Genomic DNA, 21,207 nt, shown 5'->3' on the forward strand with positions numbered 1-21,207 from the left:
TTACAGCTTAACGCGCGAACAATGAGCCATGATGTCATTTTTATGGAGGGAATATGGAGAAGAAAATCATTAAATAAAAACGGGGGGAATGGCTTATATACGATGGACAACATCAAACCATCAACAGTAATATAGCGCCAGTTTTCACACAGTGCAGCCTTTTAAAAATGCTTCATCTGTCCTTATTATCGCTTCTATTTCCTCACGTAAAGGTGCGTTATGCAAATAGCAGAGTCAGAACGATTAATCCTGCGGCGTTTTATGCCGGACGACGCCGAAGCGCTGTTTGCTTATTTGTCTGATCCCCAGCCCGCATGCTTTTACGATGAAAAACTGGAAGACATGGCCGCCGCCAGAGAGGAAGCCACAAAAAGGCGCGATGATGACACGCAATATGCCATCTGTTTAAAAGAAACGGGTGCCGTGATCGGCCATCTGTTTGCTTCTGGTGAGGCCGAGCCCGATGACAATACGTTAAGCGTTGGCTGGTATGTCAATCCACACTATCAGGGACAGGGTTTTGCACTGGAAGCCACGACCTGTCTGTTTACTTATCTCTTTAACGTCAGGGACGTCCGCCGCCTCTATGCGTATGTTGCAAGCGATAATGCAGGCTCACAAGCGCTATGCCGCCGTCTGGGGATGCGCCTGGAAGGCTGCTTCAAAGAGTACGTCTGTTTTACGCAGGAAGACGGTGTGCCTGTGTATGAGGACACGTTGGTTTTTGCCCTGCTGCAAAAAGAGTGGTGAGTGAACTGTTGCGAGCCTCCTGCGGTCTCATCATGCTGTATGCGTTCAGGGCCTGATGTCTGTTATGTCGCACTGTGCTTTGCTGGTCTGCCGCGACTGACATACTGTGCCGATTGCGAGGCGACGCATTCTGGTGTGGATGTGACATTGACCGGCAACCGTTTCTGACTTTGATGTTGAGGGCGTCATGAATAACGACAAATTAATCCTGGTGGCGGAGGATGATGTTGAAATCTCCGATATCCTGATGAGTTACATCAAGCGAGCCGGGATGAGAACCGTCCATGCGGCCGACGGTGAGCAAGCCCTCACATTGATCACCCGCCTGCAGCCTGATTTAGTGCTGCTTGATATCCAGTTGCCCCGCGTTGATGGCTGGAATGTCCTTTCAACATTGCGCAAAGAGAGCAATACGCCGGTCATCATGGTCACAGCCCTGGACCAGGATATCGATAAACTCATGGGGCTTCGGCTGGGTGCGGACGATTATATCGTTAAACCGTTTAATCCTTCTGAGGTCGTGGCCCGTATCGAGGCGGTGTTGCGCCGCGCCAACCCTCAGGCGGCACCGCATAACCTGATTAAAACCCGTTTCATGACGCTTTATCCCGATGAGTTTTATGTGGAGATCCACAGCAACGGTCAGACACTGACGCCTGTCCTGACCACGACAGAATTTAAACTGCTGACGCACATGGCAAAATACCCACGTAGAGTTTTTAGTCGGGAAGAGTTGCTGAACGCCTGCTTACCTGAAAGCGATACGCTGGACAGAACGGTCGACAGCCACATGAGTAAATTACGCAAAAAATTCGAAAACTGTGGCATATCAGGCGTACCGGAAAGTATTCGCGGCATGGGCTATCGGCTGGGTGAACAGAAGTGAATAAAGACAAAGCGCTCAGTCGGCAAATTCTTTTGTTTATGCTGACTCTGGCCTTAGCCATTATTTTTGTTGCGGTGGTGGGCTCCTATCTGTTCTACAGCTTTGTCATTGATCATATCCCTGGTGGCTTATCCGCCAGCAACAGCGAAAATATGACGGTCTTCGACTGGGTCTGGATCGCCATCAGTTCCTCTCTCTGCATCCTGATTGCCTTGCTGTTTGCGTTTAAACTCACCGCGAAAATCCTGCACCCTTTAAGCTCCGTGGCCGCCAGCCTGCGACGTATTTCTCAGGGTGATTTAAGCGCGCGCGCCGCCAGCAGCCAGAGCCGCCTGGGCGAGGTCAATCTGTTAGTCCGGGACTTTAACGACATGGCGGAAAAACTGCAGACCCTGGACAACGAAAGGAAGTCCTGGAACGCGGCCATTGCCCACGAACTTCGCACACCGGTGACTATTCTGCGCGGCAGGTTGCAGGGGCTGGTCGACGGCGTTTTTGAGCCTGAACCCCACTTATTTATCAGCCTCTTGCGGCAGACTGAGGGATTATCTCGTCTGATCGACGACCTTCGCGTTGTCGGCGCGGCGGAAGGGGGTTCGTTTACGCTGGATATCCAGTCTGTCCCGTTTAGCGATATCCTGGAGAACGTCAGTACTGCGTTTTGCCATCCGTTCCGTGAACGTGGATTCACTCTGGTCATGGAGAAAACGCAGGCGATAACGCAATGTGATCCCCTCAGAATTATTCAGTGCCTGACGATTTTATTTGATAATGCACGCAATTACGCCACGCCAGGCCCGATTGCTGTACGAAGCGGTGTCCGGGACAGCGCCTACTTTATTGAGGTGGAAGATGCGGGGCCGGGCGTAGCCGAAGAGTTCCAGCGTCATATGTTCGAGCCGTTTCAACGTGGTATCGCAGGCCGTGCGGCCAATCCGACAGGCTGCGGGCTGGGCCTGTCGGTCGCCAAAGCAATTATGCAGGCTCACGGTGGCGATATCGGCTATAAAACGTCTTCTCAGGGCGGGTCGCTGTTTTTATTGCGCTGGCCCGTTGCGCGCCAGGGCAGATCGGCAGGATAAGGTGGGTTGATACGGCTTCTGTTGCCACATCGCGCCGAGTTTAGCGTCCCATTCCAGAGGCATTATTTTGAGCTTGCCGCGCTGAGGCGTTAAGGTGATTTCACTAAAATACAGGCTGTCATCTTTCAGCATTAAATCGACCCGACAGTAGTCGATATCTTTTGCCAGCGCCTGCGCGGCACAGAGGGCGCGATAAAACAACGCGGGCTCGGCTATCGGCGCGGGATGATGAGGATAGGCAATCTGGAAAGGCTGCAGTTCCCACTTTCTGTTGTAGACATTGACATATTCCCTGCCCTGCTCATCCGTAAAATCCGCCTCAATAATGCTGGCATTACCGTTGAAACAATGGATACGCAACATCTCAGGCGTTGTACTTCTTTCACGGCCTGCAAACAATTCAATATATTCTTCACAGAGAATCATCGGCGAGATGTTTTTATATTGCCATTCCCGAGTGGTGTAATACATATTCTTTTTCATCGCTAAATCCAGCTTCAGTAAAGCGGCTTTGATATTGAACGTCGCTTTGTCTTTACAGATTATCGTACTGCCGCTGTCGTGATTGCATTTCAAAACGAAAGTCGCGGGTAAACGATTTAACGCAATCTCTTTGGTGCTTTTATACGTGTTAATGAGTGGCACAATCATCACATCATCGGTCCGGCTGGCCACGTAATCGCGCACCGCTAATTTATCCGCCAACTGCGTATAATGCGGATTCCTGTCATATATCAACCGATGACACATTTTTTCATTCAGGGTGACCGGATGAATCAGGTCAGGCTCTCTGCCCAGTAAAATACGCAATCGCTGCGTATGAAAACGTGCATCATTAATAATAAAACACCTTGCAACCTTGAGGCCGTATTCACAGTATTTAGCAATAAACGTAAGGGTATTCATGACATCCTCCACAACGGTGGCAGGATGATAAGCACCCCAGGTTGCCTGAGTTTGTCTGAACTGTGGAGCGCAAATGGAGGCTATCTGTTTCACTCTGCTCTCTCACCCAGGCCCGTTTTAATCGTGCGTTCGGTCAAAGTGCAAAGCGGTTTTTGGGTTTATTCTCTGATATCGATGCCGCTCAATGGTTCGTGATCTTTTTATCACGTGGAAAACGATTAACCCGTTCTTATGCAAGAGCGGCGTCAGTGCCGCCTCAGCAAGGGCTTATCACGCTGTTTTGACTCGGCGTGATTTATCTTTATTGCTGCGCTGATATTTCTTTCCCGGCTAATTACTGAAGTAAATTTTATGCGTTTTTGTTAAATATCAACTCATATAATAATGATTTCTATTTACATTTTTTGTCTGATAAAATTCGCCGCGCCAGAATCGTTACGGCATGCCGTCTCATTTAATGATGGAAAACACCAATGAAAAAAATGCTTAGCCTGTTAAGTTTTATTTTCCTCACGACGAGTTCCGCCTGGGCCACCACCTATCCGCTGACCATCGAAAACTGTGGTCAGAAGGAAACCTTTACTAAAGCGCCAGCGCGCGTCGTAGCGCTTGGGCAAAATACGGCGGAAATCATGCTGCTGCTGGGGCTGCAGGATAAAGTGGTGGCGAGCGCATTCTGGCCGACCAAAGTGTTACCTGAGCTTGCTGAAAAGAATGCGAAAGTGCCGGTACTGACGGTGGAAATCCCTACGCTGGAATCCATCCTGGCGAAAAACCCCGATTTTGTGGCTGCCCAGATTCAGCTACTGATGGGGCCGAGCAGTAAAGTTGCCAAACGCGAAGACTTTGAGTCCGTTGGCATAAACACCTACCTGTCACCAGGCATGTGTGCCACGAAGCAGAATACCGGCGATATTTATGGCAGCCGTTCGACGCTGTGGAATATGGCCTATGTTTACGAAGAAATCGCCGATTTTGCCAAAATCTTTAACGTTGAAGATCGCGGACAGCAGGTGATCAACGACTTTAAAAAGCGTGAAAGCGCCCTGAGAAAAGCCTTTCCTAAAGGCAAGAAAGACCTGTCTTTCGTGTTTTGGTTCTCCAGCTCCTCCCCCACCGCGGATGCCTACGTGGGCGGTAAAAATGGTGCCTCCGGCTTTATCGCCGATCTGCTGGGCGGCCATAATGCCATTACCACCGAAACCGAGTGGCCCACTGTCAGTTGGGAAAGTATCATTGCCGCCAATCCGGATGTCATCGTGGTCACCAGCCTTGATCGTAATCGCTGGAAGCTGGATAGCGCCGAAGAAAAGATTAAGTTCCTGAAAAGCGATCCGGCCGTGAGCCAGCTCGATGCCGTGAAGAAAGGCCATATTGTCGTGATGGACGGTCAGGCAATGAACCCGACGATTCGTACGATTTATGGTGCAGAACAGGTTGCAGAGCAGTTACGTAAGATGGGCCTGAATTAATGAGTGAAGGGGTTGTTCAGGCACGACGAGTGGGGTTTATCGCCATTGCGATCCTCGCCCTTGTCGTGCTGGTTGTGGTGATTGCACTGGGCGTCAGCGTAGGCGAGTTATCAATACCGCTAAAATCCGTCTTTTATACCGTCACCAATAAACTGGGAATGACGGCGGTGCCCGTTAACCGTATCCATGAAAGCGTGATCTGGGATTTCCGTTTAAGCCGGGCGCTGGTTGCCGCATTCAGTGGGGCAGGTCTGGCGATCTGCGGGGCGGTGTTACAGAGCCTGCTGAAGAATGCACTGGCCGAACCCTACGTGTTAGGGGTTTCGGCTGGCGCATCAACCGGGGCGGTATTGATTGTGGTCTCGGGCGTCGGCGCGGGGGCCATCTCCCTTTCGCTGGGTGCCTTTACCGGTGCCTTTGCGGCCTTTGCGTTTGTTGCCCTGCTGACCAATGGCGCACGTGGCGGGACGGAGCGCACGATTCTGGCGGGCGTTGCGGCATCGCAACTCTTTAATGCGATAACCGCTTACACCATCAGTACCTCGGCGAATGCGCAGCAGGCGCGCGACGTCATGTTCTGGCTGCTGGGCAGCTTTAGCGGCGTACGCTGGCCGGAGTTTCAGTTGGTGGTCGTGGTCGTGCTGGTCGGTTTAGCGGTCTGTCTTTATTATGCGCGCGCGCTGGATGCCTTCACCTTTGGCGACGATGCCGCGGCTTCATTAGGTATTCCGGTTGGCGTGGTTCGTCTGGTGCTGTTCACGGCAACCGCCCTGATGACCGCCACGATTGTCAGCATGGCCGGCTCGATTGGCTTTGTCGGGCTGGTGGTGCCACATGTGATGCGCTTCTTTTTCGGTCCTCTGCACAGCCGCCTGCTGGTGGCCTGTGCTATCGCGGGTGCGATTTTGATGGTGCTGGCGGACATTGCCTCTCGTATGCTGATTGCCCCCCAAAGCCTGCCGGTGGGCGTGGTTACCGCGCTGGTGGGTGTGCCATTCTTTGCCGTTATTATTTATCGCTCCAGGAATCAATAATGAGCATTAGCGCCGAACACCTTACCTGGCAGGTGGGGAAAAAAATCATCGTTAATGACGTTTCCCTGGCGGTATCGCCGGGCGAAACGGTGGGATTACTGGGGCCAAATGGCTCAGGCAAATCCTCCCTGCTTCGTCTTCTGGCTGGCCTGCGTAAGCAACAAAAGGGTAAAGTGCTGCTGGATGGCAAGGACCTGTCGTCCATTGCCCGCAAACAGCTTGCCCGCCGTGTCGCCTTCGTTGAACAACATGCGTTAACCAGTGCCAATATGCGTGTGCGCGATATCGTCAAACTGGGCCGCATTCCGCATCACTCGCCGTTTTCCAGCTGGACCCATCAGGACGACGACATCGTCGATGCCGCACTGAAACGTGTGGATATGGCCTCACGTTGCGATCAGGGCTGGCAGAGCCTGTCTGGCGGAGAACGGCAACGTGTGCATATCGCCCGGGCCCTTGCCCAGTCACCGAATGAAATACTGCTTGATGAGCCCACCAACCATCTGGATATTCACCACCAGATTCAGCTGATGAAGCTGATCAGCGAGCTACCGGTCACCAGCATTGTGGCAATTCACGATCTGAACCATGCCGCGCTGTTTTGCGATCGTCTTATCATTATGCTGCACGGGGGCGTGGTGGCGCAGGGCACGCCGGATGAGATTCTCACGGAGTCACTGCTGTGGGACGTGTTCAGGGTCAAAACACAGATCGAGACGTCCCCGGTACATGGTAAAAAACATATTCATTTCTATGTGTGAATCCCCGCGGCGCGCCGTCAGGACGGCCGGTTACCGGCCATCAGTCTGACGCGCGCGGGCGCGTCCGTTGCCGCGTTATGACGGGCTTCTTTCCCTGCGGCACATCCCGCCTGTGCAGTCACGCACGGTTGCCGGTGAGCGTCAGGTCATCGGGAGCACGCACGGGAAACACTAAAGAATAAACCATTTACAGGATTTGGTTCCGGCCTCTCTTTTTAGCAGTCCACTGTTTTCCAGTTTTAACAGCCAGTTTCTTGCAGCGTAAATAGACATATCGCACTCATCGGCGACGTCCCGGGTTAATATGCCTTCCGACTGTTTTTTAATAAGACACATAATGACGTCTTTCATCTGTGGTTTTTTCTCAGTGTCCTGAAGCTGATTCCATTTCGCGTCACATTGAATTTTATAAGCAAGCTCTTTCATGGCCGTTTCCCCGTAAAGTGTTAACACCTCAAAAATTAAATTTTCCGGCTATGTCTGTTATTTCGTTACAGCGCCAGGCTGTAACGAACCCGGGCATGCTGCCGATATGAGGATTTAACAATTACGGGGCTCAAATAGCTACAAACACCTTAGAGTGGTTAATCTTAGAAAGGAAAAACTGTTTTTATAAATTTATATAAAATTAAATTCCACACAAGAGACGCTCGCTGTGCAGGGTAGCCACCAGAAGGAGGCGTAAACCCGCGTACATTCCACAGGGCAAGGACGTGCGAAACGGCGCTACCCGCGCCTGCGGACAACGCCATTAGCGGGTATGACAAACGATAAGAGGTAATACCCGACTGCCTACCAATATCGCATCCTCCATTCCTTTTATTTTCGAAATATAGAGATAGGCAAAGTGGCTGTTTAATATATTTTCCGGTACGTTGTCGCGCAGACCGCGACTCACACTATAGTGGTCGAGCTTATAAAGTGACTGGATATAGGGTGAATACTGAAATTCGACATTACGTCTTAAGATATACGTATTTCCCGCTTGATAGACCGTTCCATCAACGGACACCATACCTTCTCCGGAATGACGCAGCGTCAGCACAAAGCTGGCATCCAGATGATAATTCCGGGTGAGATCGCGCTGTTGAAAATTCGCTGCGCAGGTAAATTCGAACATGGCGCGTTGCGATTTTACATAGTACAGGCCTCCCGCAATAACCAGGATGGCACAGAGCAAAACCAGACTGAGCGACACGACGTTCTTCTTATTCATTCTCTGCCCGCCATCCGAGTTCAGAATAGTTTGAGCAGTAGGCCTGGCCGCCCGTTACGTGGCGGCAGTAAGCGACGTAGACATTGCCCCAGTGGCCAGCCGTCACGTTTCTGTCCGCATAAAACAGATATTTGCCGCCCTTCTGACAGGGCATGCCGCTGCTGGCGATGATTTTGCGCCACACGGGTTCCGGCGGGAAAGCCGATTCCCCCGGATGCACCGGCAGATAGAGTACCTCGCAGCCGTTGACGTCTGCCACGCTGACAGGCGCGATCGATTTTTCAGGCCGGAGAGAAGACAGCACCAGCACAGTCATGCCTGCCAGCAGGAGCACCGCAATACCTGCAGCGTAATAACGACGGTCGCGTCGCGGCAGAGCCGCCGTCGGAGAGACCGGATCCGCAGTGGGAGCCGCCAGTTCCGGCTCAAGGTGCGTCGTTTGAATCGCCAGCGTGGGATTGAAAACAAAGCCCACTTTATAAACGGTGGTGATAACGTCCTGGCTGATGCCCAGCGAGGCAAAACCGCGTCGAATAGACGATACATAGGCATTCAGGCTGTTGAACGAAGGCGTTGCGCCCGTTTCCTGCCAGAAATTATCAAGAATATGTTCCCGGGCCAGCACCACGCCGGGGCTTTTCAGAAACATTTCCAGTAAATGATTGCAGGCAGGCGATAAGGGCACGCTGGTTTCACTGGACTCGACCAGGCACAGTCGTCCCTGAGCGGGTGAAAACCGAACCAGACCTTCAATTACATATTCTGTCTGCTGCATTTCAGGCTCCGGCAACACACAGGCAAGGCAGTAAACAACAACGCATGCGGGATAACGATCCTCAATCATCGGGCAAAAAAGTCCGCGCATCATCAGCGCCGGTCGGGTGTGGTATGCATGGCCACTGAGCAAAATCTTCTGACGTGGCGGGCAGTGTGCATTACCGGCCGGGGAAACGGGCGGCGTTCAGATACGTGTCCGTTCGCTGAGCTAACACGCATGATGACGGCAGATCCCTCCAACCCGGATATTGTCAGGTCAGGTTAAATAATTTCGCTGTAATTGTATCAGAGAACGCCACGGCAAGAGCGGGAATGGCAGAAAGGTTCGTCTACGTTATCGACATCACGTTTTTTGCAATGATATAGCACAAGTTCACGAAGACGGGCCGTGCAGATGCGCACAGAGGGAAAACCGGTCAATGCCACCCTCACCTTGTGGCATTGACCGGCGATGTTTTTACGGCTGAAGCATTTAATACCAGCGGCCAAAGCGTTTGATGTACGCCATCTTCATTCCCTGCGCCACCAGACAGTAGCTAAACAGGGTGAGCACCAGCCAGGGGAAATAGTGCCAGGGCAGCGGAACTAATCCCACCAGCGTACCCAGCGAAGAGAACGGCAGCAGGATACCCGCCGCACAGATACCCATCGTGGTCAGCAGCACCGGCAGCCGGGCGCAGCTTTGAATAAAGGGAATTTTCTGCGTCCGCAACATATGCACCACCAGCGTTTGAGACAATAACCCTTCCACAAACCAACCAGACTGGAAAAGCGACTGGGCGCTTTCATGATTTGCCCCGAAGACGTACCACATCAGCGCAAAGGTCGTGACATCGAAAATAGACGATGTTGGCCCCATCCACAGCATAAAGCGCTTGATGTTACCGGCATCCCACTTACGCGGTTTACGTAAAAACTCGCGATCCATCTTGTCCCAGGGCAGAGCCAGTTGAGAGATGTCATACATCAGGTTCTGAATCAGCAACTGGATAGACAGCATGGGCAGAAAAGGAATAAATGCGCTGGCAATCAGTACGGAGAACACGTTGCCGAAATTCGAGCTGGCCGTCATGTTCAGATACTTGATGATATTGCCGAAGGTTTCGCGCCCTTTGAGGACACCTTCGCCCAGCACGGCCAAATCTTTTTCCAGCAAGATAATGTCCGATGACTCTTTGGCAATGTCCGTCGCCGTATCGACAGAGATCCCCACATCGGCCTCGCGCAGTGCAGGCGCATCGTTGATGCCATCGCCGAGGAAACCGACGGTATGACCATTCTGCTGCAGCAGTTTAAGCACGCGTGACTTTTGCTGCGGCGTCAGCCGGGTGAAAATCATGCAGCGCTCCACTTCCGTGCGCAGCACCGCGTCGCTCATGTCATCAATCTCATTGCCGGTCAGCATGGCTTCAGAAGCCAGCCCCACTTCCTGACAGACGCGCAACGTCACCAGCGGATTGTCGCCTGTCAGCACTTTGACCTTCACGCCACTGTCTTTCAGCGCCTGAATCGCTTTGCCCGCGCTCTCCTTAGGCGGATCCAGAAAGGTCAGCATCCCTTCAATGGTCAGCTCGCACTCATCATTGCTGCTGAGTGGCAGCGCTATGCCGTGCTCACGGGTTGCCACCAGGAGGACGCGAAAGCCTTGCTGGTTATAATGCTGCGTCAGGTTCAACAGTTCGACGCGTTTCTGTTCGCACAGCGGAATGACCGACTCGCCCTGACGTAGTGTGGTCGCAGCAGCCAGCATTTCCTCGACCGCCCCTTTGCAGATTAACAGTGGACGGTGCGTTTGCAGATCTTCCACCACCACAGAGACACGACGGCGGACGAAGTCAAAAGGCAGCTCATCCACCTTCTGAAACTGGCTGCACTGGGCCGCAGACAGGGTTTGCTCTCCAAATTTCAGTACCGCGCGGTCCATCAAATTTTTTGCCCCGCTCTGGCTGCTGCTGTTGAGCCAGGCCAGCAGCAATACGCGCGCATCCTCTACGCCTTCCCCGTTCAGATGCGCCGACAAAAAAATGTTGTCCTGCGTCAGCGTGCCGGTTTTATCGGTACACAGCACATCCATTGCACCGAGGTTTTGAATCGCGTTCAGCCGTTTAACGATGACTTTGCGCCGTGACATCGCAATCGCGCCTTTGGCCAGATTGGCACTGACGATCATCGGCAGCATTTCGGGGGTCAGACCGACGGCAACCGCCAACGCGAACAAGGTGGCGTCCATCCAGGCGCCTTTAGTAAAGCCGTTGATCAGTAAGACAACCGGCACCATCACCAGCATGAAGCGGATCAGCAGTCTGGACACGCTGTTTACGCCACGGTCAAACGCGGTCTGCGGACGACGACCTGAGAGCGAGGCCGCCAGCGAACCAAACCAGGTTTCACTGCCGGTGGCGACGACCAGTGCGCGAGCCGTGCCGCTGGCGACATTGGTCCCCATCAGACAGCTGTTTCTGAGCTCCAGTACGCTGCGACCGGGCTGCTCTGCGATCTCTTCACCTGCGCTGAGATCGTTTTTCTCAACGGGCAGCGATTCACCGGTCAGGATCGCCTGGCTGATAAACAGGTCGCGCGAGGCCAGCAAGCGCACGTCGGCCGGCACCAGATCGCCCGCACTCAATAAAATCACATCGCCGGGCACCAGTTCACGCATATCGATATCGTGACGGCGGCCAGTCGTGCTGCCTTCTTCACGACGCAGTACGGTAACCTGCGTGCGAACCAGCGACTTTAAAGCCTGCGCGGCGCGGTTGGTACGGAACTCCTGCCAGAAACGCAGCAGTCCACTGAGCGTTACCATGGTAAGTATGATGATCACGCCAGACAGATCGGTGTCCTGACCGGCCCGCAGCGGTAGCCAGTAATCGGTTACCCAGCTGACCAGTGCCAGCACCATCAGCACATAGATGAACGGATTGTTAAAGGCCAGGATCAGCTGGACAAACGCGGAAGGCGCTTTTTCATGCACCACCTCATTGCGACCATAATCACCTAATCGCGCCCGGGCTTCCGTGTGCGTCAGGCCCTCATAGCTGCTGTGGAGGTTGCTCAGCGTGACATCGGTGCGATTGCGTGCTTCGCGTTCAATGGCAAAGGGCGTTTTGGTTTTTTTAAGTGCACGCTGGCGGTTGTGAATCATCGCGGCGTGTTCGAGTTTCATGTCGCTCATGTCGACATCTCCCTGATTTAAAGCAACAGATATCCTGCATGCGAAATAAAGCATGCCTGTATTTCCGGTTATTTCCGGTAAAGAGGTTCAGTCAGTTTTTAATAAATAAGCGCGCACGTCCGCCGCGCAGAAAAATAAAAATACCGCGCAATACCGGACCTGGCGAAATAAACGCACAAAAAATGACTGTATAAAAATACCGCGCAATACCGGACCTGGCGAAATAAACGCACAAAAAATGACTGTATGAGAAAGGGTGCGCAGCCCGCGGCTACGCCTGTCGAGGCGGAGGAAAAAGGGCCTGAATATACATAAACATAATGCGCTCTCGCAGTGACTACAGCGTGTATTTCAGGGAGAGCAATCGGATCGTACAGAGAAGATTGCTGCCCGCCAGGTGGCAAGCAGCGAAATGCAGTTAGCTTGCCGGAGTAATAACGTATTTAGGGTGACTGTCCAAAGTATGACTCCTGCGACTATTTTCACTTAGTATAATCTCAGCCCCGTTCGGGTAAAGAAAAATAACGGTTCAATCCCGGTTTCGTTTATTAACCGTTGTGACTTCAGCATGACCGCCTGATCAGCCTTATAACTGTGCTGCATTTGTTATAACTTTTTTGCATATCATTAGCCCATAATCGACTATTCTTTGCATGAGCCCTTTCGTACACTCGCGTTACTTTCTCAGGCAAGGATTTTCCATGAAAAAAATAATTCCATCATTACTGGCCTTGTCACTGGCCACCGCATTCAGCGTTAACGCCGCCACACCAAAAGATACCCTGGTCGTCGTACAGTCAACAGACGATGCAGACAGCTTTGATCCGGCGAAAGGGTTTGAACTGACCAGCGTGCAAGCGTTTACCAACATTTATCAGCGCCTGGTGCAGTCGGATCCACAAAACCCCACAGATTTAAAACCGACCCTGGCGACATCCTGGCAGCCAGGTAGCGATAACCGCAGCCTGACGTTTGCATTGCGTAAAGACGCCAAATTCGCCAGCGGCAATCCCCTGCGCCCGGAAGATGTGATCTTCTCGCTGGGGCGCGTGGTGAAACTGAATCTGGATCCTTCCTTTATTCTGACCCAGCTCGGCTGGAACAAAGATAATGTGGATGGCTTCCTGAAAAAGGTTGATGACAACCATGTGCAGATTAGCTGGACGGCGAACGTCAGCCCGGCTTACGTTCTTAGCCTGCTGTCCGCACCGGTTTCCTCCATCGTCGATGAAAAAACTGTCAGCGCGCACGCCGAAAAAGGCGATTTCGGTAACGGCTGGCTGGCCACCAACTCTGCCGGTAGCGGCCCTTACCAGATTCGTAAAGTGGTGATGCATCAGGCCGTCATCCTGACCGCCAACCCGACGTCACCGGCCGGCGCGCCGAAGATTAAAAATATTCTGATCAAAAATGTGCCGGAACCGGCGGCCCGCCGGTTGCTGCTTGAGCAAGGCGACGCTGACATCGCCCGTAACCTGGGGGCAGACCAGATTGCCTCGCTGCAGGGCAAAAGCGGTGTGAAAACCGACGCGATTCCGATGGCCTCGCTGTATTACATCCAGTTCAACATTGGCAACAAAAACAATCCGGCGTTAAAAAACCCGGCCTTCTGGGAAGCGGCACGCTACCTGTTCGACTATAAAGGCATTGCCGGACAGCTGCTGAAAGGGCAGTTCGATGTGCACCAGACGTTTCTGCCGAAAGGTTTTCTGGGTGCCTTAAACGACAACCCGTACAGTTACGATCCGGAAAAAGCGAAAGCGATCCTGAAAAAAGCCGGCCTGACGAATGTCAGCTTTACCCTGTCCACCAGCAATCAGCCCCCGTATCTGGATATTGCCCAGGCCCTGCAGGGCAGCTTTGCTAAAGGCGGCGTAAAAGTGGAAGTGTTGCCGGGACTGAGCTCTGAAGTTTCTACCCGCGTCAAAGCGCATAACTACGAAGGCACGATCAACGCCTGGGGCGCAGACTACTTTGATCCGAATACCAACGCCTCGTCGTTCGCCTACAACCCGGAAGATGGCAGCAAGACGATTGCTTACCGTTCTGACTGGCATATTCCAGAGCTGAATAAGCAGGTGCTGGCTGCAACCGCGGAAAGCGATCCGAAAAAACGCGTTGAACTTTACCAGGCGATGCAACGTGAAGTGCTGAAAAGCTCGCCTTATGTTATTGGACTGCAGGCGAAAAACCTTATCGCCCTGCGCGATAACCTTAAAGGCTACGTTCAGGGCATTAACCCGGACATGGTTTACTATTCGCAGGTTACTAAGTAATGGCACACTCTGCCTCTTCTGCCGGGTCCGCCCGGCATTTTTGGCGGCGCGCTGGCCGCCTTTCATCAGGCTTACTGTCACTGGTAATCACTCTGTCAGGATTGCTGGCGTTTACCTTTATGCTGTCGCATCTCTCGCCGATCGATCCGGTACAGCAAATCGCGGGCGATCATGCCAGTGAAGCGACCTATGCGCAGGTTCGTCACGATCTCGGGCTGGATCAGCCGGTACTGATGCAGTTCTGGCACTACATTGCGCATCTGATGCGCGGCGATCTCGGCGTTTCGCGTCTGACGAATCAGCCCGTCAGCAGTGACCTGTTGCAGACGTTTCCGGCCACCATTGAGCTGGCCACCTGCGCAATGATTTTTGCCGTGATCTTTGGCGTTTCACTGGCGTTGCTGGCCGCCTGGAAACCCGGCAGCGTGATCGATAACGTGGCACGCTTTATCTCCCTGTTGGGTTACTCCGTGCCGGTCTTCTGGCTGGGCCTGCTGGGCTTATTGCTGTTTTATGCGGTGCTGCACTGGTCTGCCGGACCGGGACGGCTGGATGACATCTGGGCCTATACGCTGGAGCCGAAAACCGGCTTTGTGCTGATTGACAGCTGGCTGTCGGGCGACCGGGAAATTTTCTGGAACGCGGTGGCCCATCTCTGGTTGCCGGTGGTGATTTTGGGCCTGCTGGCGATGGCGGGCATTACCCGTTTGCTGCGCGCGGCGCTGCTGGAAGAGAGCAGTAAAGAGTACGTGGTGCTGGCGCGGGCAAAAGGCGCGGGCCGGGTGCGGATTCTGCTGCGCCATATCTTCCCGAACGTGCTGGGTACGCTAATTACCGTGATTGCGCTGTCCTACGCCACGCTGCTGGAAGGCTCGGTGCTGACAGAAACCGTGTTTGCCTGGCCTGGTGTAGGGCGCTATATGACCAATGCGCTCTTCTCTGGCGATGTGCCAGCCATTCTGGGGGCCACTCTGTTGATTGGAAGCTGTTTTATTCTGATCAATGCGCTGGCGGACGCCCTCACCTGGTTAACCGATCCGAGAACACGATGACGCAACAACTTACTGAACTTGAAACGGTGCGACCACGACGCAGCCGCCGACGCATCACCTCGTTAACCATCGGGTTAACGCTGGTGGCGATTGTCATTCTGATGGCAGTGCTGGCACCGCTCATCGCGCCTTACGATCCCAATCTGCAAACCATCTCCAGCCGCCTGCTGCCGCCTTCGGCTGCACACTGGTTTGGCACCGATGGCTTTGGCCGCGACCTGCTCTCACGGGTAATCTATGGTGCACGTCCGACGCTGCTGCTGGTATCACTGATTCTGATCCTCACTATCCCGGTGGGCCTGCTGGTGGGCATTACCGCCGGCTATACGGGCGGCTGGACCGAGCGCGTCTTAATGCGCATCACCGATATTTTTCTTTCACTGCCAAACCTGGTGATTGCCCTGGCGCTGGTTTCCATTATGGGACCGGGCCTGATGAACGGTGCGCTGGCGCTGGCGCTGACCAGTTGGCCGCCGTTTGCCCGTCAGGCGCGCGCCGAAACCCTGGCGCTGCGGCGCAGTGACTATCTGGCCGCCGCCCGTATGCAAGGCATTACCGGCTTTCGCCTGATGTTCGGCCATATTCTGCCGCTGTGCCTGCCCACCGCCGTGGTGCGCGCGGCGCTGAGCCTGGGCGGGATTATCCTGGCCGCTGCCGGACTGGGCTTTCTGGGCATGGGCGTGCAACCGCCTACCGCCGAGTGGGGCTCAATGGTTGCGGAAGGCAGTAAGGTGATCTTTGACCAGTGGTGGGTGGCGGCGGCTCCCGGCGCGGCCATTCTGTTTGCCAGCCTGGCGTTTAACCTGACAGGCGATGGCCTGCGTGACCGACTGGATACCCGACATGCAAAATAACATTCTTGTGGAGTCACTCAGCATCCGCAGCGAGGCGGCGACGCTGGTCGACAATATCAGTTTCTCCATCGGGCGGGAGCGCGTGGCGCTGGTTGGTGAATCCGGTTCGGGTAAATCGCTGACCGCCCGGACGTTAATGGGCTTACTGTCCCCTGCCCTGCATCTGCAGGCCAGCCAGCTTCAGGTCGCGGGTGAAAATGCCCTGGCCCTGAACGAGCGCGGCTGGAGTAAGCTGCGGGGCGAGCGCGTGGCCATGGTCATGCAGGACCCCAAATATGCGCTGAATCCGTCACGGACGATCGGCTGGCAGGTGGAAGAGCCGCTGATTCTGCACCGTCGCCTGAGCCGCGCAGCGCGCAAAGAAAAGGTGTGCGACATGCTGGATGCCGTCGGCCTGCCTAATCCGCGCCAGTTGATGCAGGTTTATCCGCATCAGCTGTCCGGCGGGATGGGACAACGCGTGATGCTGGCCATCGCCCTGATTACCGATCCGGCCTTTTTGATTGCCGACGAGCCGACATCCGCACTGGATCACGCCATGCGCGATCAGGTGCTGTCGCTGATTCGTGAGCTGGTGGAGTCCCGCAACATGGGCCTGCTGCTGATTAGCCATGATCTGCAACAGGTCTCAGAGCACTGCGAACGCGTGATGGTGATGTACAAAGGTCGCGTGCTGGATACGCTGCCTGCGGCGGATTTGCCGCGCGCAACCCATCCCTACACTCGCACGCTGTGGTCCTGCCGCCCCAGTAAAGCCACGCACGGACAACCACTACCGGTGCTGGACCGCGCAGCGCTGGAGGCTCACCATGATTAATCTGCAACACCTGAGCGTGTCACACAAACAGGGTTACGATCTGCGTACCGTCGTACACGACGTTAACCTGCAGGTTAACGCGGGCGAGTGTTTTGGTCTGGTCGGCCCGTCTGGCTGCGGCAAGTCATCGCTGCTGTGGGTGATGGCCGGACTGAACCCGCACTGGCAGGGGAATATGGAACTGGCAGGGCACAAAGTCCTGCCGGGCAAAAGCTTTACCGGCGCGCTGCGTCAGGAGGTGCAGATGGTGTTTCAGGATCCCTATGCCTCCCTGCATCCCCGCCATCGCCTGCGCCGTACGCTGTCCGAGCCGCTCAACCTGCTGAAACGGGACAACATCGACGATCGTATTCATGAGGGATTTCGCCATGTGGGGCTGGATCCGTCGCTGGCCGATCGCTATCCTCATCAGCTGTCCGGCGGTCAGCGCCAGCGTGTGGCTATCGTGCGCGCCCTGTTGCTGCAGCCCAAAATACTGCTGCTGGATGAGCCAACATCGGCACTGGATATGTCAATCCAGGCTGAGATTCTCAATCTGCTTAACGATCTTAAGCGTCAGGATGGTCTGACGATGGTGCTGGTCAGCCACGATCCCGATGTGATTGATCACATGTGTGACCGTGCCGTCCGGATGGCGCAGGGACGGATCGTTGAGCAGATTGCCGCCTCAGCCTGATGCAAGGAAAAACCATGAGCATCCGACTTCGCCCCCTGGAACGAGAAGATCTTCACTTTGTGCATCAACTGGATAATAACGCCAGCGTCATGCGCTACTGGTTCGAAGAGCCGTATGAAGCCTTCGTGGAATTGTCCGATCTGTACGATAAGCACATTCACGATCAGACCGAACGGCGCTTCGTGGTTGAGCATGAGGGGCAAAAAGCGGGGCTGGTGGAGTTAGTGGAGATTAACCATGTTCACCGCCGCGCTGAATTTCAGATCATCATTGATCCGGCGCATCAGGGCAAAGGTCTGGCCACCCAGGCGGCGAAGCTGGCGATGGATTACGGTTTTTCCGTGCTGAATCTGTATAAGCTCTACCTGATCGTCGATCAGGAAAATGAGAAAGCCATCCACATCTACAGCAAACTGGGCTTTGAGATTGAAGGCGTGCTTAAACACGAATTCTTTATCAATGGCGAATACCGCAACACCATCCGTATGTGCATTTTCCAGCATCAGTATCTGGAACGCCATAAAGCACCGGGCGGTATGGTAAAACCTACCGCCCAGTAATCAGCCGCGTGCGCCGACCGGGTTCATGTAAGGCTTTGGATGCTCGGGCTCCAGGTTATACATGCCCCCGTAGAACGGATCGACCAGCAGCCAGCCGGGGAAGCCCAGCAGTGGAATATTCCCCAGCAGGTACCACAGGTTGGCACGGGCTTCGATCGGCACCGTGACGGGCACATAGCCCGGACTTTCCAGCATCAGCAAATAGTGCTTTTTACCATAATAGCGATGGGTGGATTTTTCCAGGATGACGGTTTTTGGCGTATAGCCTTCCGCAACCGGACGACCAGTTTCATCCTGTACGGTAAAACGCGCGCCGGGCGGCTGCGAATCGATCAGAACCGATTGGGTTTCGTTGCCAACAATGGTGGCGCAACCGCTCAGTAGCATCGCGGCAGCGAGAGCCAGAATGTGCTGTTTCATGGCAGGATCCGATAAAAGTCAGGAAGCACAGTGTAAACCGCCCTTCCCACCTTTTCATCCTTCTCAATCGGGCTATCATCGCCCGATTCTGCTGCTTTATTGCGGTTGACAATGGCGGGCAATCGCCGCGATGTCACGGGGTGAGGTGCGGCAGCAGCCGCCAATCAGTCGGGCGCCGGCCTGCTGCCATTCGGCAAATTTGTCATGCAGCGTGCAACCTGAGGGCGCGGAGTGCCAGCTTTTGCTGTTGGCATCGTACTGCTCACCCGAATTGGGATACACCACCAGGGGCTTCTCTGTCAGGCGCTGAAGCTGCTGCAGAGCGGGTGTGACACTGTCCAGCGCGATGCAGTTGATCCCCACGGCAATAACCTGCGGCTGCGCATTCAGGTAGGCCGCAACGTCACGCAGCGGCGTGCCATCGCTGAGGTGTTCCGCATCACGCAGCGTAAAGGAGAACCAGGCACAGCTGTCAGGGAATTCGCGCAGCAGGTTGACCAGCGTCTGCGCTTCGGCAAACGAAGGCAGGGTTTCACAGGCCAGCACATCCACGCCCGCTGCCAGCAAGGCAGCTATCCGGGGGCGATGAAACGCCATCATCTCGGCTTCGGGCAACGTATAGTCGCCGCGATATTCCGACCCGTCCGCCAGAAACGCGCCATAAGGGCCCACCGAGCCTGCTACCAGCAATATCCTGTCGCCTGTCTGCGTCGCCAGGTACTCTGCGCGGGCACGTTGAGCCAGTTCGACGCTTTGTGCGATCAGCGCCAGCGACTGCTGTTCGTTCAAACCGCGTGCCGCAAAGCCTTGTGGCGTCGCCTGATAGCTGGCGGTAATCGCGCAGCGCGCGCCAGCAGCAAAATAGTCATAGTGCACCTGGTAAATCAGCTCAGGATTTTCCATCAGCACTTTCGCGGACCACAACGCATCCGTCAGATCGCAGCCCCGGGCTTCCAGCTCAGTCGCCAGCGCCCCATCCAGAATCAACGGAGCAGTCTGCTGCAGTGCGTGTGATACAGGATTACGCGACATCTCTGGCCTCCTTAGCCTGTGATTTTTTGTGGGTCACATGGTAAGCGCCATAGCAAAACAGCACAAACGGAATTCCGCACCACAGGGCAATGCGCTGTGAGGGATCAAACGCCAGTCCGGCACAGGCCAGCAGGCAGAGTAAAAAGCCCAGAATCGGCGTAAACGGATAGAGTGGCGCGCAGTAAATCAGGTCCGCTGGCGCTTTGCCCTGCTGCACATGGCGGCGACGGAAAACATAGTGCGATGCACAGATGCTGAGCCACACCGCCACGACGGCAAAGCCAGAGATAGCAGACAGCGCCACAAATACGGTGTCCGGCGCGACCACACTGGAAAACAGCGCCAGCAGCCCGCCAATCATGCTGACGGTGATAGCCAGCAGCGGTACGCCACGTTTATTTACCCGGGCGAAGGCGCGCGGCAAGGTGTTTTCATTGGCCAGCGACCACAGCATCCGGCCCGAGGCATACAGGCCCGAGTTCGCCGCTGACAGGATAGCCGTGAGGATAACAAAGTTGATGATATCCGCCGCCCATGGAATACCGATTTTCTCAAACACCAGCACAAACGGGCTTTTGACGATACCGGCCTGATCCATCGGGATCAGCGCCGCCAGCACGAAGACGGTGCCGACAAAGAACAGGATAAGACGAGCAACGGTGGTACGAATAGCCAGCGGCACGACTTTTTGCGGGTTTTCGGTTTCACCGGCGGCAATACCGATTAACTCAGTGCCGGAAAAGGCAAAGTTCACCGCCACCATGGTCATGATGATCGGCAACACACCGTTGGGCAACCAGCCGTGCGCGGTAAGATTGCTCAGTCCGGGTGCTGGCGTACCGTCCTTCATGGGAATAAACCCGAACATGGCTGCACCGCCCAGGACGATAAAGGCGACAATGGTGATGACCTTGATGATGGAAAACCAGAATTCCCCTTCCGCAAAGAAGCGGGTAGAAATCACGTTCAGCAGATAGATGGCAATACAGAAGACCAGGCACCAGATCCAGACCGGCACATGCGGAAACCAGTACTGCATACAGAACCCTGCCGCCGTCAGGCTGGACCCCAGCGCGACGGTCCAGGTCAGCCAGTAGAGCCAGGCCACGGTATAGCCGGTTGCCGGACTCAGATAGCGGGCCGCATAGACGTGGAATGCGCCGGTTTCGGGCATCGCCACGGACAACTCACCCAGGCAGGCCATGACCAGCCAGACCACCAGCGCGCCAATCAGATAAGCCAGCAGCGTACCGGCGGCCCCTGTCGTGGAAATGATGTAGCCGGTGTTAAAAAACAGGCCCGTACCGATCACGCCGCCCAGCGATAACATCACCAGGTGGCGTACTTTCATGGTTCGCTTGAACTGACCCTGCGAAGACGTATTCTGCTCGCTCATAAACCTCATCCGTATGGACGTCTAAACATCTATATGCAGCAGATTTATACGCGTCGTCGCGCCGA

General features: G+C 54.6%; 20 protein-coding genes. 12 read left to right on the forward strand and 8 right to left on the reverse strand.

Annotated features, from left to right (window positions below; translation table 11 throughout):
• Positions 1-219: 219 nt before the first annotated feature.
• The 3 genes from RAC60_RS10665 (at position 220) to RAC60_RS10675 (ending at position 2,718) form a co-directional block, all read left to right on the forward strand.
• Positions 220-750 carry a GNAT family N-acetyltransferase gene (locus tag RAC60_RS10665; protein WP_054633269.1) on the forward strand — a complete coding sequence of 177 codons (531 nt, stop codon included), beginning with the start codon at positions 220-222 and terminating at the stop codon, positions 748-750.
• A 187-nt stretch (positions 751-937) separates the two neighbouring features.
• Positions 938-1,636 carry a response regulator gene (locus tag RAC60_RS10670; RefSeq protein ID WP_033739419.1) on the forward strand — a complete coding sequence of 233 codons (699 nt, stop codon included), beginning with the start codon at positions 938-940 and terminating at the stop codon, positions 1,634-1,636.
• Complete coding sequence (locus RAC60_RS10675; protein ID WP_039340098.1) at positions 1,633-2,718, forward strand: ATP-binding protein; 1,086 nt, start codon at positions 1,633-1,635, stop codon at positions 2,716-2,718. The genes RAC60_RS10670 and RAC60_RS10675 overlap by 4 nt, the downstream gene beginning before the upstream one ends.
• Here RAC60_RS10675 and RAC60_RS10680 read toward each other — a convergent pair.
• Positions 2,674-3,624 carry an ATP-grasp fold amidoligase family protein gene (locus RAC60_RS10680; RefSeq protein WP_375093620.1) on the reverse strand — a complete coding sequence of 317 codons (951 nt, stop codon included), beginning with the start codon at positions 3,622-3,624 and terminating at the stop codon, positions 2,674-2,676. The genes RAC60_RS10675 and RAC60_RS10680 overlap by 45 nt on opposite strands.
• Positions 3,625-4,097: 473 nt before the next feature.
• On the opposite strand from RAC60_RS10680, the gene RAC60_RS10685 reads away from it, so the two are divergent.
• The 3 genes from RAC60_RS10685 to RAC60_RS10695 are packed head-to-tail and all read left to right on the forward strand — an operon-like array spanning position 4,098 to position 6,891.
• Complete coding sequence (locus RAC60_RS10685; RefSeq protein WP_375093622.1) at positions 4,098-5,096, forward strand: ABC transporter substrate-binding protein; 999 nt, start codon at positions 4,098-4,100, stop codon at positions 5,094-5,096.
• Positions 5,096-6,130, forward strand: coding sequence for an iron ABC transporter permease (locus tag RAC60_RS10690; RefSeq protein ID WP_033739425.1), 1,035 nt, complete (start codon positions 5,096-5,098; stop codon positions 6,128-6,130). The genes RAC60_RS10685 and RAC60_RS10690 overlap by 1 nt, the downstream gene beginning before the upstream one ends.
• Entirely contained in the window at positions 6,130-6,891 is a 762-nt protein-coding gene (locus tag RAC60_RS10695) for an ABC transporter ATP-binding protein (RefSeq protein ID WP_006120484.1), read from the forward strand. Before RAC60_RS10690 ends, RAC60_RS10695 begins: the two co-directional genes overlap by 1 nt.
• 171 nt (positions 6,892-7,062) lie before the next feature.
• On the opposite strand, the gene RAC60_RS10700 is transcribed toward RAC60_RS10695, so the two are convergent.
• The 4 genes from RAC60_RS10700 to mgtA all read right to left on the reverse strand — a co-directional run bounded on the left by RAC60_RS10700 (position 7,063) and on the right by mgtA (position 12,059).
• Positions 7,063-7,317, reverse strand: a complete 255-nt coding sequence (locus RAC60_RS10700; protein ID WP_006120482.1) for a FaeA/PapI family transcriptional regulator — start codon at positions 7,315-7,317, stop codon at positions 7,063-7,065.
• A 325-nt stretch (positions 7,318-7,642) separates the two neighbouring features.
• Positions 7,643-8,107 carry a hypothetical protein gene (locus RAC60_RS10705; protein ID WP_375093624.1) on the reverse strand — a complete coding sequence of 155 codons (465 nt, stop codon included), beginning with the start codon at positions 8,105-8,107 and terminating at the stop codon, positions 7,643-7,645.
• Complete coding sequence (locus RAC60_RS10710; RefSeq protein WP_039340102.1) at positions 8,100-8,882, reverse strand: winged helix-turn-helix domain-containing protein; 783 nt, start codon at positions 8,880-8,882, stop codon at positions 8,100-8,102. Before RAC60_RS10710 ends, RAC60_RS10705 begins: the two co-directional genes overlap by 8 nt.
• Before the next feature lie 474 nt (positions 8,883-9,356).
• Positions 9,357-12,059: a magnesium-translocating P-type ATPase gene (gene mgtA, locus RAC60_RS10715; RefSeq protein WP_375093625.1), complete on the reverse strand. Its 2,703-nt coding sequence runs from the start codon at positions 12,057-12,059 to the stop codon at positions 9,357-9,359.
• A gap of 701 nt (positions 12,060-12,760) precedes the next feature.
• Between mgtA and RAC60_RS10720 the strand changes: the two genes are divergently transcribed.
• The 6 genes from RAC60_RS10720 to speG are packed head-to-tail and all read left to right on the forward strand — an operon-like array spanning position 12,761 to position 18,294.
• Positions 12,761-14,335 (forward strand): ABC transporter substrate-binding protein, encoded by a 1,575-nt coding sequence (locus RAC60_RS10720; RefSeq protein ID WP_033739429.1) that lies wholly within the window; start codon positions 12,761-12,763, stop codon positions 14,333-14,335.
• The gene (locus RAC60_RS10725) at positions 14,335-15,387 is read left to right on the forward strand and encodes an ABC transporter permease (RefSeq protein WP_039340107.1); all 1,053 of its coding nucleotides are present in this window, start codon (positions 14,335-14,337) and stop codon (positions 15,385-15,387) included. Before RAC60_RS10720 ends, RAC60_RS10725 begins: the two co-directional genes overlap by 1 nt.
• Positions 15,384-16,241: an ABC transporter permease gene (locus RAC60_RS10730; protein ID WP_054633264.1), complete on the forward strand. Its 858-nt coding sequence runs from the start codon at positions 15,384-15,386 to the stop codon at positions 16,239-16,241. Before RAC60_RS10725 ends, RAC60_RS10730 begins: the two co-directional genes overlap by 4 nt.
• A complete protein-coding gene (locus tag RAC60_RS10735) occupies positions 16,231-17,058 on the forward strand; it encodes an ABC transporter ATP-binding protein (RefSeq protein WP_033739435.1) in 828 nt (275 codons plus the stop codon). The genes RAC60_RS10730 and RAC60_RS10735 overlap by 11 nt, the downstream gene beginning before the upstream one ends.
• Positions 17,051-17,734, forward strand: coding sequence for an ABC transporter ATP-binding protein (locus RAC60_RS10740; RefSeq protein ID WP_058702298.1), 684 nt, complete (start codon positions 17,051-17,053; stop codon positions 17,732-17,734). The genes RAC60_RS10735 and RAC60_RS10740 overlap by 8 nt, the downstream gene beginning before the upstream one ends.
• A gap of 14 nt (positions 17,735-17,748) precedes the next feature.
• Positions 17,749-18,294 (forward strand): spermidine N1-acetyltransferase, encoded by a 546-nt coding sequence (gene speG / locus RAC60_RS10745; RefSeq protein ID WP_006120674.1) that lies wholly within the window; start codon positions 17,749-17,751, stop codon positions 18,292-18,294.
• Here speG and RAC60_RS10750 read toward each other — a convergent pair whose 3' ends face one another.
• From RAC60_RS10750 to mmuP, 3 genes are all read right to left on the reverse strand, one after another.
• Entirely contained in the window at positions 18,295-18,714 is a 420-nt protein-coding gene (locus tag RAC60_RS10750; RefSeq protein ID WP_375093628.1) for a hypothetical protein, read from the reverse strand.
• A gap of 96 nt (positions 18,715-18,810) precedes the next feature.
• Entirely contained in the window at positions 18,811-19,746 is a 936-nt protein-coding gene (mmuM, locus tag RAC60_RS10755) for a homocysteine S-methyltransferase (protein WP_375093630.1), read from the reverse strand.
• A complete protein-coding gene (mmuP, locus tag RAC60_RS10760) occupies positions 19,736-21,142 on the reverse strand; it encodes an S-methylmethionine permease (RefSeq protein ID WP_375093632.1) in 1,407 nt (468 codons plus the stop codon). The genes mmuM and mmuP overlap by 11 nt, the downstream gene beginning before the upstream one ends.
• Positions 21,143-21,207 lie beyond the last annotated feature (65 nt).

The organism is Pantoea sp. BR_17, from assembly GCF_041955125.1.
GTDB classification, from domain to species: domain Bacteria; phylum Pseudomonadota; class Gammaproteobacteria; order Enterobacterales; family Enterobacteriaceae; genus Pantoea; species Pantoea stewartii.